At 68.3% G+C, this 14,613-nt stretch carries 12 protein-coding genes and 6 tRNA genes; 16 read left to right on the forward strand and 2 right to left on the reverse strand.

Features of this window, described 5'->3' with window-relative positions; all coding sequences use genetic code 11:
* Positions 1–6: 6 nt before the first annotated feature.
* The 11 genes from rsmB to ASE31_RS01645 all read left to right on the forward strand — a co-directional run bounded on the left by rsmB (position 7) and on the right by ASE31_RS01645 (position 7,953).
* Positions 7–1,434 (forward strand): 16S rRNA (cytosine(967)-C(5))-methyltransferase RsmB, encoded by a 1,428-nt coding sequence (gene rsmB / locus ASE31_RS01595; protein WP_235514219.1) that lies wholly within the window; start codon positions 7–9, stop codon positions 1,432–1,434.
* Positions 1,435–1,474: 40 nt separating this feature from the next.
* Positions 1,475–2,050 carry a DUF4390 domain-containing protein gene (locus tag ASE31_RS01600; RefSeq protein WP_057199798.1) on the forward strand — a complete coding sequence of 192 codons (576 nt, stop codon included), beginning with the start codon at positions 1,475–1,477 and terminating at the stop codon, positions 2,048–2,050.
* Complete coding sequence (locus ASE31_RS01605) at positions 2,047–4,338, forward strand: ATP-binding protein (RefSeq protein WP_057199799.1); 2,292 nt, start codon at positions 2,047–2,049, stop codon at positions 4,336–4,338. Before ASE31_RS01600 ends, ASE31_RS01605 begins: the two co-directional genes overlap by 4 nt.
* A 39-nt stretch (positions 4,339–4,377) precedes the next feature.
* Positions 4,378–5,058, forward strand: coding sequence for a response regulator (locus ASE31_RS01610; RefSeq protein WP_057199800.1), 681 nt, complete (start codon positions 4,378–4,380; stop codon positions 5,056–5,058).
* A 57-nt stretch (positions 5,059–5,115) separates the two neighbouring features.
* A tRNA-Phe gene (locus ASE31_RS01615) sits at positions 5,116–5,191 on the forward strand.
* A gap of 1,079 nt (positions 5,192–6,270) precedes the next feature.
* A tRNA-Leu gene (locus ASE31_RS01620) sits at positions 6,271–6,347 on the forward strand.
* 257 nt (positions 6,348–6,604) lie between these two features.
* Positions 6,605–6,681: transfer RNA gene (locus tag ASE31_RS01625), tRNA-Arg, on the forward strand.
* 62 nt (positions 6,682–6,743) lie between these two features.
* Positions 6,744–6,817 (forward strand) — tRNA-Cys (locus tag ASE31_RS01630).
* A gap of 21 nt (positions 6,818–6,838) precedes the next feature.
* Positions 6,839–6,912: transfer RNA gene (locus ASE31_RS01635), tRNA-His, on the forward strand.
* Positions 6,913–6,928: 16 nt separating this feature from the next.
* Positions 6,929–7,013: transfer RNA gene (locus ASE31_RS01640), tRNA-Leu, on the forward strand.
* A 307-nt stretch (positions 7,014–7,320) separates the two neighbouring features.
* Positions 7,321–7,953, forward strand: a complete 633-nt coding sequence (locus ASE31_RS01645) for a nitroreductase (protein WP_057199801.1) — start codon at positions 7,321–7,323, stop codon at positions 7,951–7,953.
* A 17-nt stretch (positions 7,954–7,970) separates the two neighbouring features.
* Here the strand turns inward: ASE31_RS01645 and ASE31_RS01650 are convergent, their stop codons facing one another.
* Entirely contained in the window at positions 7,971–9,170 is a 1,200-nt protein-coding gene (locus ASE31_RS01650) for an MFS transporter (RefSeq protein ID WP_057200212.1), read from the reverse strand.
* Between the two features lie 157 nt (positions 9,171–9,327).
* On the opposite strand from ASE31_RS01650, the gene ASE31_RS01655 reads away from it, so the two are divergent.
* Positions 9,328–10,317 (forward strand): LysR family transcriptional regulator, encoded by a 990-nt coding sequence (locus ASE31_RS01655; protein WP_082603983.1) that lies wholly within the window; start codon positions 9,328–9,330, stop codon positions 10,315–10,317.
* Between the two features lie 229 nt (positions 10,318–10,546).
* A complete protein-coding gene (locus tag ASE31_RS01660; RefSeq protein WP_057199802.1) occupies positions 10,547–11,806 on the forward strand; it encodes an Hsp70 family protein in 1,260 nt (419 codons plus the stop codon).
* Between the two features lie 9 nt (positions 11,807–11,815).
* Here the strand turns inward: ASE31_RS01660 and rsmI are convergent, their stop codons facing one another.
* Positions 11,816–12,736, reverse strand: a complete 921-nt coding sequence (rsmI, locus tag ASE31_RS01665; RefSeq protein ID WP_057199803.1) for a 16S rRNA (cytidine(1402)-2'-O)-methyltransferase — start codon at positions 12,734–12,736, stop codon at positions 11,816–11,818.
* Between rsmI and ASE31_RS01670 the strand changes: the two genes are divergently transcribed.
* The 3 genes from ASE31_RS01670 to ASE31_RS01680 all read left to right on the forward strand — a co-directional run bounded on the left by ASE31_RS01670 (position 12,736) and on the right by ASE31_RS01680 (position 14,517).
* Positions 12,736–13,155 carry a YraN family protein gene (locus tag ASE31_RS01670; protein ID WP_057199804.1) on the forward strand — a complete coding sequence of 140 codons (420 nt, stop codon included), beginning with the start codon at positions 12,736–12,738 and terminating at the stop codon, positions 13,153–13,155. The two genes, rsmI and ASE31_RS01670, sit on opposite strands and share 1 nt — an antisense overlap.
* 103 nt (positions 13,156–13,258) lie before the next feature.
* A complete protein-coding gene (locus tag ASE31_RS01675; RefSeq protein ID WP_057199805.1) occupies positions 13,259–13,864 on the forward strand; it encodes an SIS domain-containing protein in 606 nt (201 codons plus the stop codon).
* Complete coding sequence (locus tag ASE31_RS01680) at positions 13,861–14,517, forward strand: BON domain-containing protein (RefSeq protein ID WP_057199806.1); 657 nt, start codon at positions 13,861–13,863, stop codon at positions 14,515–14,517. Before ASE31_RS01675 ends, ASE31_RS01680 begins: the two co-directional genes overlap by 4 nt.
* Positions 14,518–14,613: the final 96 nt, after the last annotated feature.

The following is a 14,613-nucleotide window of genomic DNA, read 5'->3' on the forward strand; positions in this document are numbered from 1 at the left end:
CCCACCATGCATCCAGCCCCCTCCCACCCTGCCGCGCCCGAAGGGCGGCGCCCTGATCGCAACCCCGCGCAAGCCGGTGCCGGCCGTGGAGGCGATGCGCAGCAGGTGGCACTGTGGCAGCAGCTCAGCGCCGTGGCCGGTGTGCTACAGGCCATCCGCGAGGGTGTCTCGGGCACGGCCGCGCTGGACGCGGTCAGCACCACGCTGCGCCCCGGCGTGCAAGCCCTGCTGTTCCAGGTGCTGCGCAACCTGGGGCGTGCCGAGGCGCTGCGGCGCCAACTGGCCAAGCGGCCGCCGCCGCCCGATGCGGACGCGCTGCTGTGCAGCGCGCTGGCACTGTGCTGGCGCGCCGACGAGGCGCCTTATGAACCCTTCACCCTGGTCAACCAGGCGGTGGAAGCGGCCAAGCGGCACCCGGCCACGCATGCGCAGGCATCCTTCATCAACGCCTGCCTGCGGCGCTTTCTGCGCGAAAGCGATGCGCTGGTAGGGGCTACCGATGCCGATCCCGTGGCCCGCTGGAACCACCCGCTGTGGTGGATCAAGCGCCTGCAGAAGGACCACCCCCAGCAGTGGGAGCAGATCCTGCACGCCAACAACACCCACGCCCCGATGGCGCTGCGCGTGAACCGCCTGCAGGGCAGCCAGGCGCAGTACCAGCACGAGTTGGCCGCCATGGGCGCCGATGCCGACCCGATTGGCACCGAGGGCCTGGTGCTGCACCGGCCGCTGCCGGTACAGGCGCTGCCCGGTTTTGCGGCTGGCCGGGTGTCGGTACAGGACACCGCCGCCCAGCAAGCCGCCCCGCTGCTGCTGCAGGGCATGGACCGCACGCGCAGCCTGCGTGTGCTGGACGCCTGCGCCGCCCCCGGTGGCAAGACCGCCCACCTGCTGGAGATGGCCGGCGAGGGCGAGCCCTTGCAGGTGACGGCGCTGGAGATCGACGCCACGCGCGCCGAACGCATCCACCAGACCCTCGCCCGCCTGGGCCTGGCGGCACAGGTGCTGGTGGCCGACGCCGCCCAGCCCGAGGCCTGGTGGCCGGCGGCCAATGGCGGGGCGCTGTTCGACGCCATCCTGCTCGATGCGCCATGCACCGCCTCGGGCATCGTGCGCCGCCACCCGGACGTGCGCTGGCTGCGCCGCGAGACGGACATTGCCCAGCTCGCGGCCCTGCAAAAGCGCTTGCTGGCCACCCTGTGGCCCCTGGTCGCCCCCGGTGGGCGGCTGCTGTACTGCACCTGCTCCGTCTTTCGTGCCGAAGGTGATGCGCAGGTACAAACGTTTCTTGCACACAACACCGATGCACATTTGCTCCCCTCGCCCGGGCATTTAATCCCTCGCGCAGCGGACAAGCAGGGGGCTGTCCCGGACAATCGATTCGGTGATCACGACGGATTTTTTTACGCACTGTTGCAAAAATCGACCGACTGAGCGCTTTGCGGCTCGTTGGCTCTGGATTGGCGCGCTTTTGATGCTGATCACCCTGCTGGCCTGGGTGCCGACGGCCCGGGCAGAAGCCAACCGCGGCGAGGTGGCCGAACTGCGCCTGCAGCGCCTGGACGATGGCGTCTACCTGAGCACCAGCCTGGAGTTCGACCTGCCGGAACTGGCCGAGGAGGCCCTGCGCAAGGGCATCCCGATGTTCTTCGTGATGGAGGCGCAGGTCATGCGCGACCGCTGGTACTGGTCCGACCGCCAGGTGGCCGAGGCCACGCGCTACCTGCGGCTGAGCTACCAGCCCCTGACCCGGCGCTGGCGCCTGAGCACCTCGACCGCCCCCTTTACCAACACCGGCCTGGGCGTGGCACTGGGCCAGAATTTCGATGACCTGGACGATGCCCTGTCGGCTATGCAGCGGGTTTCGCGCTGGAAGATTGCAGAAAGTGCCGCAATCGATGCAGATACAGGCCATACGATACAGTTCAAGTTCAGGCTCGATATGTCGCAATTGCCCCGGCCGTTCCAGATCGGCGCCGTGGGCCGGACCGGCTGGAACCTGCTTGTCTCGCGCTCCGGCCGCCTCGCGCTGCAGGAGGGCGCCAAGTGACACCGGACCCCAGGCCGCCTGCGTCGGCCTCGGCCCATCTGGCGGCGCGCCAGTCCCGCGCCGTGCGCTGGGCCGTGGGGGTGGGGGCGGCCATCATGTCCGCCATCGGGCTGGTGCTGCTCTTTTTGCTGACCCTGGCCACCAACAACCGCGCCCTGTACGAGCGCAACTACGCCTGGCTGTTTGGCGTGAACGTGCTGGTGGCCTTGTTGCTGCTCGCGGTGCTGGGCTGGGTGGCCGTGCGCCTGTGGCTGCGGCTGCGCCGGGGTCGCTTCGGCAGCCGATTGCTGGTGAAGCTGGCAGCCATCTTTGCGCTGGTCGGCCTGGTGCCTGGCCTCTTGATCTATGTGGTGTCCTACCAGTTCGTCACCCGCTCCATTGAAAGCTGGTTTGACGTGAAGGTGGAGGGGGCGCTGTCCGCCGGGGTGAACCTGGCGCGTGTCTCGCTCGATGCCCTGGCCACCGACATGGCCTCCAAGACGCGCACGGCCAGTGCCCAGGTGGCGCAGGTCCCCGACGCCTCGGCCGGCGTGGTACTGGAGCGCATCCGCGACCAATTGGGCGCCACCGACGTCATCCTCTGGAACAGCGCCGGCCAGGCCGTGGCCAGCGCCGGCCAGTCCCGCTTCAGCCTGAACCCCGAGCGCCCCGGTGTGCCGCTGCTGCGCACGGTGCGTCAGCAGCGTGCCCTCACGCAGATCGAGGGGCTGGACGACATCGCCGACCCGGCCGCCGTGCAGAACGCGCGCGTGAAGATCATTGCCCTGGTCAGCAGCCCCACGGTGGGCCTGCTGGCCGAGCCGCGCTACCTGCAGGCCACGCTGATGCTGCCGCCGGCCCTGGTGGAGAACGCCATCGCCGTGCAGGAGGCCAACCGCGAGTACCAGGAGCGGGCCCTGGCGCGCGGCGGCCTGCGGCGCATGTACGTGGGCACGCTCACGCTGAGCCTGTTCCTGGCCGTCTTCGGTGCCGTGCTGCTGGCTGTGCTCCTTGGCAACCAACTGGTGCGGCCGTTGCTGGTGCTGGCCGAAGGGGTGCGCGAGGTGGCCGCCGGCAACCTGAGCCCCAAGGCCGCCCTGCAAGGCAGGGACGAACTGGGCGGGCTGACCCGCTCGTTCGCGCTCATGACCCAGCAACTGGCCGACGCCCGGGGCGCGGTGGAGCAGAGCATGAGCGAGGTGGATGCTGCGCGGGCCAACCTGCAGACCATCCTGGACAACCTGACCGCCGGGGTGATGGTGCTCGATGGCGCGGGCGCCATCCGCTCGTCCAACCCCGGCGCCACACGCATCCTGCGCGCGCCCATGGCCGCCTTCGAAGGGCGGGCGCTGGCCGAGGTGCCTGGCCTGGCCGACTTTGCCGCCGCCGTGCAGAAGCAGTTCGCCGCCTTTCTGGGCGAGCGCGACCACCACGGCCTGGACCACTGGCAGCACCCGTTCGAGCTGCACGCCTCGCTCGCGGGGGTCGGCCAGCATGCGACGAGCATCATCGCGCGGGGGGCAGAACTGCCCGATTCGACCCGACTGTTGGTTTTTGACGACATTTCTGAAATCGTTTCTGCACAGCGCGCGCAGGCCTGGGGAGAGGTTGCGCGGCGCCTTGCGCACGAGATCAAGAACCCCCTGACGCCCATCCAGCTGTCGGCCGAACGGCTGGAGATGAAGCTCACCGGCAAGGTGGCTGCGAGCGAGCAGGCCGTGCTCGCCAAGTCGGTCAAGACCATCGTCGAACAGGTCGATGCCATGAAGCGCCTGGTCAACGAATTCCGCGACTACGCGCGCCTGCCGGCGGCCGAACTGCATGCCCTGGACATCAATGCGCTGGTGACCGATGTGCTGCACCTCTATGGGGAGGAAAACGCCACCGTCCCTGTGAAAGCCGAGCTCGATCCGTCCTGTCCGAGCATCGCCGGAGACGCCCAGCAACTGCGCCAGGTGGTGCACAACCTGCTGCAGAACGCGCAGGATGCGACGGAGCAGGCACGTGCCGCCGGGGCCGAAAACCTGCCCGCCGTGCGCATCGCCACGCGCTGGAGCGAGTCCTCGCGGCGCGTGCGGTTGACTGTTTCGGACAGCGGCAGCGGCTTTCCCGCACACATCCTGCAGCGCGCTTTCGAGCCCTATGTCACCACCAAACCGCGGGGCACGGGGCTCGGTCTTGCCGTGGTCAAAAAGATCGCCGATGAGCACGGCGCACGCATCGACCTGTCCAACCGGATGGAAGATGGCGTGGTGCGGGGCGCCCAAGTGTCGTTATCATTCGCCACTGAACCAGCGGTGGCGGCATAACAACGCCCCCGCAGTACCTCCCAAGGCGCTTCAACACACATGGCAAACATTCTGGTGGTCGACGATGAGCTCGGCATTCGCGACCTGCTGTCGGAAATCCTGAACGACGAAGGCCACAGCGTGGACCTCGCGGAAAACGCGACCCAGGCCCGTGCGGCCCGTGCCGGCAGCAACTACGACCTGGTGCTGCTGGATATCTGGATGCCCGATACCGACGGCGTATCGCTGCTCAAGGAATGGGCCACCGGCGGCGTGCTGACCATGCCCGTCATCATGATGAGTGGCCACGCCACCATCGACACGGCGGTCGAGGCCACCCGCATCGGCGCCTTCTCGTTCCTTGAAAAGCCCATCACCCTGCAAAAGCTGCTCAAGGCCGTGGAGCAGGGCCTGGCGCGCAACGCAGCCCACCATGCGGCCCCCGTGGCGGCCGTGCAGGCCCCGGCGGCGGCACCGGCCGATGCGACCTTCACCCAGGTGCCCGTGATCACGGCCCTGTCCGGCGTGGAGACCGGCCCGCATTCGCACCAGGGCTTCGATCTGGACCGCCCGCTGCGCGAAGCGCGCGACGGTTTCGAAAAAGCCTACTTCGAGTTCCACCTCGCCCGCGAAGGCGGCTCGATGACCCGCGTGGCCGAAAAGACCGGCCTGGAGCGCACCCACCTGTACCGCAAGCTGCGCCAATTGGGTGTGGACCTGGGCCGCGGCAAGCGTGCTTGAAAAAAATTTGCCTCCAATTTTTTCAGGGCCAATTTTCTGGCTATAATTTGAGGCTCAGGCCCGGTAGCTCAGTCGGTAGAGCAGAGGATTGAAAATCCTTGTGTCGGTGGTTCGATTCCGCCCCAGGCCACCAAATATGCATGCGCCCCAGCGCCCTAACGGGTTCTGGGGCGTTTTGCTTTGACGCGCCGGTCCTCTTTGCAGAGCGGGTTGGGGCAGCGCCATCATCTGGGCCCTCAGGGTCCGGCGTGATGCAAATTGATAGCGCCTGTCATGGCGGCATGGGGTCAGCGGCCAGTCACGCCACCTTGACGGCGACGCCGGCCCCTTCAGTGGCCGTTGATCTCGTCAACCGCGTCCCCCGCCGCCGTTGCCTCCATTGCCACCACTGCGCAATCCCTGAGCCACTTCTCTTGTGCCTGCGCCGGCACCCTAAGGTTGCCATGGGCCGATGGCATCTGCATCGCGACCCCAAGGACTGCCGTTGCCCAGAGTGCGCGGTGGGCCGCCGTTGGGCAGGGCGGGGGAGCCGCATCGAACCGGGCACAAAAAATTTTCCCATGAAGTGGTTGACTGCAAAGTAAAGACTATTTACAGTCTGATTCATCGCGGTTTCGACCGCCCCCGATTTCCGCCGATTGACTTATTCACCAGGATTGAACGTGAACGCAGCAGCCACCCCCATCAGCAACCGACCCGCACCGGGCCGGGCGCTCGTGCGCGTCGCCTTGTGTTCTGCCCTGCGCAAGCTGCCGTGCCTGGCTGCGCATTTGTGTGCGCATGACCATCGGGATCCGTGGCTACCGGGTGGAGGGGGCGCATAGGCGCGCACCTCCCAAGCTCTCTTCGCAGAGGCCCGGACACCGCAAGGTTCCGGGCCTCTTTTGTTTTCGCAACCGGGCGGCAAGCCGCTCCCATCCACTCCGCAGTGATCGTGCTGCGGCGCACCGTTCATTAAAAATTTGCCGTGGGGCCCTGCTGAACACTGGAATCGGCACTGCGACCCCACTGTGTGGACCCCGGGATCTGGCCCGACGGTCCGCTCCATTTCGGGTGTGTCTTCACCACACCGCCAGCAAGCAACCGCGTGGACGGCCTGGCGGGATGTGCAGGGGTTCCCCCTGTGCAGCGATGTCGACGGGGCGCGCGTCGGCCGTGCGTTGCCCATCGCGTGAGGGCACAACCGAAATGGAGGCTTTCTCTTTTTATCAAGCCCCGGTGACGGAACCGGCATACGTGCTTGCCTTAGAAGCAAGATTCTGGGAGTTCGAATCTCCCCTGGGGCACCAATTTATTGTTCCGCTAACTCAGTGGCCAGAGTGCCTCCCTGTCGGGGGCCAGTTCACCCTGATTTAGGGGATCGCGTTGCCCGGCCTGGGGCTGGATGCAAGGCGCCCGCGCGCAGCAAGGCGTCTGCCTTGCAAGCGCGGGCAACGCCGCAGACGGCCCCAGGCCGGGCAACCCCAAGGGCCTTCGCGACCCCGAAATCAGGGTGAACTGGCCCCAGGAAGCCAGGGGTTCGACTCCCCTGCGGAACGCCATTTTTCCCGCGTTAGCTCAATGGATCAGAGCACCTGCCTACGAAGCAGGGGGTTGCACGTTCGAGTCGTGCACGTGGGGCCATTTGTCAGAGCCTGTTGACGGTCCTTTCGCGGCTCTGAAGGGATTACAAACAGCCTCTCCAGGGTGCGGTAGCAAAGCGACCATGCAGCGGATTGCAAATCCGCAGACACCGGTTTGAATCCGGTCCGCACCTCCATCTCCCATTTTTATTTTCGTGGTGCGCGTAGCTCAATGGCAGAGCTGCGGGTTGTGATCCCGCCGACGACGGTTCGATTCCGTTCGTGCACCCCATTCATTCCCCTTGCCTCTCTCCATGGCGCAATCGGCAGACGCACCAGCTTCAAACCCTGGCGCCTTCGGGCATGTCCGTTCGAATCGGACTGGAGAGACCAGCGCCAGCATGCACCTGCGAGACACCCTGCCGCAAGTCCGGTGAAAGCCGCGCGCCCGGGCAGTGTCCCTCGACCCTGGTCTAACATGGTTCCGTTCGCCAGCTCCCCGGTGAACGATGGCTTCCATGCCGCGCAATGGGGTGGGCTTCCACCCCTGCGCCAGCCAGCCCCTGGGCACCGCACGCGCACGACACCCGTTGCGCGCAAGGCAGTCGCCGCCCGGCCGCCCGCCACCATGTCCCCTTGCCATCGCTCGCGATGCCGACCGGCATCGGGGTGCTCTTTTCGCCCGATCGCAAAGGACACCATGTCTGTCTCTGACCCCTCCACCCTGGCCTTGTCCCACCCGCTGTTGTCGCCAGCGCAGCGCCATGCCATGGACCTGCTGCTCAGACGGCAATCGCCGTGGCCACTGGTCGAGCCGGCGCCCGATGCCGCTGCACTGGACCTGGTCTTCGCTGCCGCCATGCGCGCGCCCGACCATGGGCAACTGCGGCCCTGGCGTTTCGTCGTCGTGCGCGGCGACGCGCGGGCTGCGCTGGGCCAGGTATTCGCGCGGGCGGCCCGGGCGCGCGACCCCTATGACGATGGCGAGCGTTTTCGCGGCAAGGCCATGGCGGCGCCGATGCTCGTGGCCCTGGTCGCCCATGTGAAGGTGCCGCACAAGGTGCCGGAGAGTGAGCAGGTGCTGGCCACCGGTGCTGCGGTGATGAACATGCTCAACGCGCTGCACATCCTGGGTTTTGGGGGCTTCTGGGCCACGGGCGCGAATTCGCACGACGAGCGCGTGAAGGCGGCACTCGGCCTGGGTGCCAGCGACCGCCTGCTGGGATTTCTGTACATGGGTACCCCCAAGGACCAACTGCCGCCGCCTGATCGCGTGGATGCGGGCGACTTCGTGCGCGAATGGACACCACCGGGCCTGGGATCCGTGGAATAAGCCGGAACCTGCGTGCCTCAGGCGGTGCTGCCCGCCCGTTGGGCCGAACCTCCCATGCGCACGGCCAGGGCCGCCAGGCTGGCCGACACGGCCAGCAGCGTCACGCCCATCCAGCCCCACTGCACCAGCAGCAGGCTGCCCAGGGCGGCGCCGGCGGCCATGCCGATGAACATGCCGGTCATCAGGACGGCATTGAGCCGGCTGCGGGCACCTGGGTCGATGCTGTAGACCAGGGTCTGGTGCGCGATCAGCGCGGCCTGCACACCCAGGTCGAAACCGATGGCAGCGGCCACCAGCAGGCACAGCTGGGCGGTGGGGGACAGCCAAGGCGCCAGCGCCATCGCCGCAAAGGACAGGGCGGCCAGGCCCGCCCCCAGGCGGGTGACGAGCCCGGGCCCCCGGCGGTCGGCCAGGCGTCCTGCCAGCGGCGCCGCCAGCGCGCCGGCCGCCCCGGCCAGGCCGAAGGCGCCAGCCGCAGTGCTGCCCAGGTGGAAGGGCGCGCCATGCAGCATCACCGCCAGCGTGGACCAGAACGCGCTGAACCCCACCGAGAGCAGGCCTTGCGCCAGTGCCGCGCGCCGCAGGCTGCCATGGCGCTGCCACAGCGTGGCCAGCGATGCCAGCAGTTGGCCATAGGGCAACTGCGTGGTCGGGCTGAAGCGCGGCAGGCCGCGCCAGGCGGCGATGCCGATGGCGGCCATGCTGGCTGCCGCCGCCACGAACATGCTGCGCCAGCTGAAATGCTCGGCCACGAAGCCGCTGACCACGCGTGACAGCAAAATGCCCAGCAGCAGCCCGGTCATCACCGTGCCCACCACCTTGCCCCGGTGTGCGGCAGGCGCCAGCGCAGCGGCCGCGGGCACGATGTCCTGTGCCAGGGTGGCGGTGATGCCGATCGCCAGGCTGGCGGCCAGCAGCACGCCGATGGTTGGCGCCAGGGCGGCCAGCAGCAAGGCCGCCACCAGCGCGGCGGCCTTGGCCAGGATGATGCTGCGCCGGTCGAACCGGTCCCCCAGCGGCGCCAGCAGCAGGATGCCCAGCGCGTAGCCGAGCTGCGTGAGCGTTGGCACCCAGCCCACGGCCTGGTCGGATGCCCCGATATCTGCCCCCAGCACACCCAGCATGGGCTGGCTGTAGTAGAGCGAGGCCACGCCCAGGCCGGCACCGGCTGCGAGCAGCAGCACCAGGGGGGTCGCAATTGTGGGCGTGTCGGCCATCGGGCTGTGGGTGCCGGGGGTGATGCCGCCAATGGCATCCGTTTTGTGTATGAGATACATGGTATTAACCCTTGGTGAGGACCTTGGGCCCAAGTGTGATCTCCTGGCGGTGCTCTTGGTAGTAGGATGTGGTGCACATTGGATATACGCTGATTGCATGACCAAAGACGCTGCGTTCACCCCCCCAGTTCCACGGTCCGCAGCACCGCTGCCCCAGGGGGGCAGCGCCAGTGCGCTGGGCAACCGCCTGCAGCTGATGGAGACCTTCGTGCGCATCGTCGAGGCCGGCAGCCTCTCGGCTGCGGCAGCGCAGATGCATGCCACCCAGCCCACGGTGAGTCGCCGCCTGCAGGCGCTGGAACAGTCGCTGGGGGTGCGCCTGCTGCAGCGCTCCACGCACACCATGCGCCTCACGGTGGACGGGGAGCGCTGTTACCAACGGGCCAAGGAGTTGCTGGCGAGCTGGGCATCCTTCGAGGCCGATCTGCGCGGCGCGCAGGAGGAGCCCGAGGGAACGCTGCGCGTGGCCATGCCGCATGCCTTCGGGCAGGAAATGTTCGTCGGGCCACTGGCGCAGTTTCTGCGGGCGCACCCGCGCGTGTCGGTGGAATGGCTGCTGCAGGACGATGTGCGCGATTTCATCGGTGCAGGCATCGACTGCGCCATCCAGGTTGGCGAACCGGCCGACCCGGCGGTGGTGGCCGTCCGCCTGGCCGAGGTGCCGCGCATCGTGGTCGGCACCCCGGCGCTGCTGGGCGCGGGCGTGCCCACGGATCCCGAAGGCCTGGCGGCATTGCCCTGGCTGGCGCTGCATACCTACTACCGCAATGAGCTGGCGCTGACCCACGCCGCTACTGGGGAAACGCGCCGCATCGCCCTGCGCCCGCGCATGAGCACCGACAGCCTGTATGCCCTGCGCAGCGCGGCCAAGCTGGGGCTTGGCGCCTGCGCGGGGTCGGCCTGGCTGATGGCGCAGGATGTGGCCGAAGGGCGGCTGGTTCACCTTGCGCCCCCGTGGCAACCGGCACCGCTACCGGTGTACCTGACCTATCCGTACGCCAGCTTCTACCCATCGCGGCTGCTGCGTTTCGTTTCGACCATGCGGGAGGCTGTGCCGGCCATGATCACCTCGCCGCCTCAGGCGTGATCATCGGGCCTGGCAGGGTCGAATGCACTCCGTGCCCTTGGGGCCGTCTAGGCCGTGGCACAATCCCGCTCCCCTTGCGCTGGCGCAGCCTCCTGGGCGTTCAAGGGGCCCTTCCCTCTCCCGTGGTGGGCCGAAGGAGCCTTGTGCTCCCGCATTTCCACCCCGTGCATTCCCGGGGGTCCAGCCCTGGCTTGCGCCTTGCTTCCCCTTCTCTTTTGCAGACTCTCCCATGCCCCTCCTGAAGGACACCACGCTCGGCATTGACTTTGGCACCTCGAACTCGGCCATGGCGGTGCGCCAGGGGCGCTCGCCCGCGCGCATGATCGCGCTGGAAGGGGAGGGCGTCACCTTGCCCACGGCGCTGTTCTTCAACGCCGAGGACCACCGCACGCACTTTGGCCGCGATGCCGTGGGCCAGTACCTTGCAGGCACCGAGGGGCGGCTCATGCGCTCGCTCAAGAGCCTGCTGGGCAGTGCGCTGCTGCAGGACAAGACGGCCGTGCACAACCAGCTCATGAGCTACCAGGACATCATCGGCCTGTTCCTGCGCATGCTGGCCAAAAAGGCGACCGAGGCGCTGGGCGCCATGCCCGGCCAGGTGATGATGGGGCGGCCCGTTCACTTCGTGGATGACGAACCGGCGCGCGACCAGCAGGCCGAGGATTCGCTGCGCAAGGCGGCGCTCGATGCCGGCTTCGAGAACGTGTCCTTCCAGTTCGAGCCGATTGCCGCCGCGCTCGACTACGAGCAGCGCATCAGCCACGAATCGCTGGTGCTGGTGGTGGACATCGGCGGCGGTACTTCCGATTTCACCGTGGTGCGCCTGGGGCCCGAGCGCCTGGCGCTGGGCAACGACCGCGCTGCCGACGTGCTGGCCACGACCGGCGTGCACGTGGGCGGCACCGACTTTGACCGGCGCCTGAGCCTGGAGCTGCTGATGCCCATGCTGGGCTTTCGCCACCTCGGGCCGACCGGGCGCGAAGTGCCCAACCGCGTGTTCTTCGACCTGTCGACCTGGCACCTGATCCAGTGGCTGTACGCGCCGCGCGCGCTGCGCGATGCCCAGAACCTGCGCACCGACTATGCCGACCAGGTCCTGCATGCGCGGCTGATGACGGTACTCAACGAACGTCTGGGCCACCGCATGGCGAACACGGTGGAGCAGGCCAAGATCGCCGCCTCGCTGTCGGATGCATCGGCACCCATGGCGCTGGACTGGATCGAGCCCGCGCTGGCTTCGGCCATCACGCCCGAAGGGCTGTCGCAGCACCTGGCCTCGCCCCTGGAGCAGGTGGTGGCCTGCGCGCAGGAGTGCGTGCAGCTCGCGGGCCTGGCACCGCGCGGGCCCGATGCGATCTACCTCACGGGGGGCTCATCGGCATTGCGGCCGCTGCGCGAGGCGTTGCGCCAGGCGTTTCCTGCAACGCCGCAGGTCGAAGGCGACCTGTTCGGTGGCGTAGCCGCCGGCCTGGCGGTGTCGGGCCGCTGAAGCTTCGGTTCAGCCTTCCTCGCCCTTTTTCCAGGTGAGCGCCGTGTCGTAGAGCACGTTGCGCGAGGTGCCGGTGATTTCTGCGGCCAGGCGCACCGCCGTCTTCAGCGGCAGTTCGGCCAGCAGCAGGCGCAGCACGCGCAGGCTCTCGCCATCATCGGCGGCCACGGGCACCGGGTGGAGCAGCACCACAAATTCGCCACGCGAGCGTTGGGGCCCGCCTTCCAGCCAGGCGGTGAGCGCCTGCGCGGGCTGGGTCACCACCTCTTCGAACTGCTTGGTCAGCTCGCGTGCCAGCGTCACGGGGCGCTCTCCCAGCACCGCCAGAGCCTGCGCGAGTTCACCGATGCGGTGGGGGGCCTCCAGCAGCACCACGCAGCGCGGCTCGCTGGCCAGTTGGGCGATGGTGCTGGCGCGCTCGGCGTTCTTCACCGGCAGAAAGCCCACAAACACGAAACCGCCATGCTCGGCGCTGTGCGCCACGGCGCCCGCCACGCTCAGCGCCGTGGTGATGCTGCTGGCCCCGGGCAGGGGCAGGGCGCGCAGGCCCGCCGCCTGCACGGCAGCCACCAGGCGGGCGCCCGGGTCGCTCACGCCCGGGGTGCCGGCGTCGCTCACATAGGCCACACGCTGGCCCTGCTGCAGGCGCTGCACCACGTTCTGCGCGGCCTCGGCCTCGTTGTGCTGGTGCACCGCCAGCAGCTGCGAGGTGTTCTTGTCGACGCCGTAGGCGCGCAGCAGCGACTGGGTGTGGCGCGTATCCTCGCAGGCCACGGTGTCGGCCATCTGCAGCACGTGCAGGGCACGCAACGTGATGTCGGCCAGGTTGCCGATGGGTGTGGCCACCACATACAGAGCCCCTTGCGGATAATGCTGCGCAGCCGCCGCATCGCGTGCGGCATCAAGGGCGGAAGCGAAAGAGGCGCTCAATGAAATTCCTTGGGTTTGGACGAAAGCAGGCCGTTGCAGAGCCGGCGCCCGCCACCGGCGGGGGCACCACGCGGGCGCAAGGCAACGCGGCGGAGGACCGCGCCCTGGCGCATCTGCAGTCTGCCGGCCTGCAACTGCTTGAGCGCAATTATCGGACGCCTGGGCGCGGCGGGGGCGAGATCGACCTGGTGATGCGCGAGCGCGATGGCACGACCGTGTTTGTGGAGGTGCGCAGCCGTGCCAGCCAGGCCTTTGGTGGGGCCGGGGCGAGCATCGGCGCCGTCAAGCAGCAGCGCATCGTGCTCGCGGCGCGGTTCTACCTGATGCGCCTGGCTTCTCCGCCGCCCTGCCGCTTCGATGTGGTGCTGGTGGAGGAGCTGAAGGTGCAATGGCTCAAGGCGGCTTTCGATTCCCAATGAGCATCGGGTTCGTGACCAGGGGCAATGCCCTGTGCAGCCTAAACCCTTTGCTACAAAATTTGCGGCAAAAGCTGTAACACGCGGCGGGTATCATCGGGCCTCCATGCTTGAGCAACGCATCCAACAGCACTTCATCGACAGTGCCGATCTGAAATACCAGTCGGCCCAGACCCTGAGCACCCCTATCGCGGCGGCAGTGCAGGCCATCCTGGCCTGCGTGACCAGCGGCGGCAAGGTGCTGGCCTGCGGCAATGGCCCCTCGGCGGCCGAGGCGCAGCAGTTCGCCGCCTTCTGCGTGGCGGGCTTCGAGCGCGAACGCCCCGAGCTGGCCGCCCTGGCCCTCACGGCCGACAGCACCCTGCTGACGGCCGGGCTGCCCGGCGCCCAGGACGTGGGGGCCCAGCAGTTTGCCCGCCAGGTGCGGGCATTGGGCCAGGCGGGTGACCTGCTGCTGGTCCTGTCGGTCAGCGGCAACGACGCCAACCTGCTGGCAGCGACCGAAGCGGCGCACGAGCGCGACATGACGGTGGTGGTGCTCACCGGCCGCACCGGCGGGCAACTGGCGGCCGTGCTGCGCGAGACCGATGTGCTGGTCTGCGTGCCGCATGACCGCGCCGCCCGCGTGCGCGAAGTCCACGCCCTGGTGCTGCACTGCCTGTGCGACGGCGTGGACGCCCAGTTACTTGGTGAACAGGAGATACCGCTATGAAGCAAACCGTGACCCGTACCCTCTGCACGGCCCTGGCCGCTGCCGCCCTGGCAGCCGGCCTGTCGGCCTGCGCCCCGCTGATCGTGGGGGGCGCCGTGGTGGGCAGCATGATGGCCGTGGACCGCCGCACGACGGGCACCCAGGTCGAGGATGAAGGCATCGAGCTGCGCGCCGCCAACCGCATCCGCGAGGCACTGGGCGACCGTGCCCATGTGAACGTGACCAGCTACAACCGCCAGGCCCTGCTGACCGGTGAAGTGGCCAGTGCCCAGGACCGCGAGACCGTCGAGCGCATCGTGACCGGTGTGGAGAACGTGCGCTCGGTGGTCAATGACCTGGCCGTGCTGCCCAACACCTCGCTGGGCCAGCGCTCCAACGACACCGTGATCACCGGCAAGGTGCGCGCGAGCTTCGTGGATGCGGCCGACATCTCGGCCAACGCCTTCAAGGTGGTGACTGAGCGCAACATCGTCTACCTGATGGGCCGCGTCACCCAGCGCGAAGCCGGCCGCGCCACCGAGATCTCTCGCGGCGTGAGCGGCGTGAGCAAGGTCGTGCGCGTGTTCGAGATCGTCACCGAAGAAGAACTGCGCCGCAACGCGCCGGCACCCGCGCCGGTCACCACCGACACCGCGCCCGCTCGTTCGCTCTGACCTCTGTTTGGGGCATGGCATTTGAAACTGGCACTGCCCAAGCCAGTGCCCCCGTGCAAGGGCCGCCCCGCCGCACCGGGGGCGTCCCCCTCCCGA

The organism is Acidovorax sp. Root217 (genome assembly GCF_001428645.1).
In the GTDB taxonomy this organism is placed as follows: domain Bacteria; phylum Pseudomonadota; class Gammaproteobacteria; order Burkholderiales; family Burkholderiaceae_C; genus Acidovorax.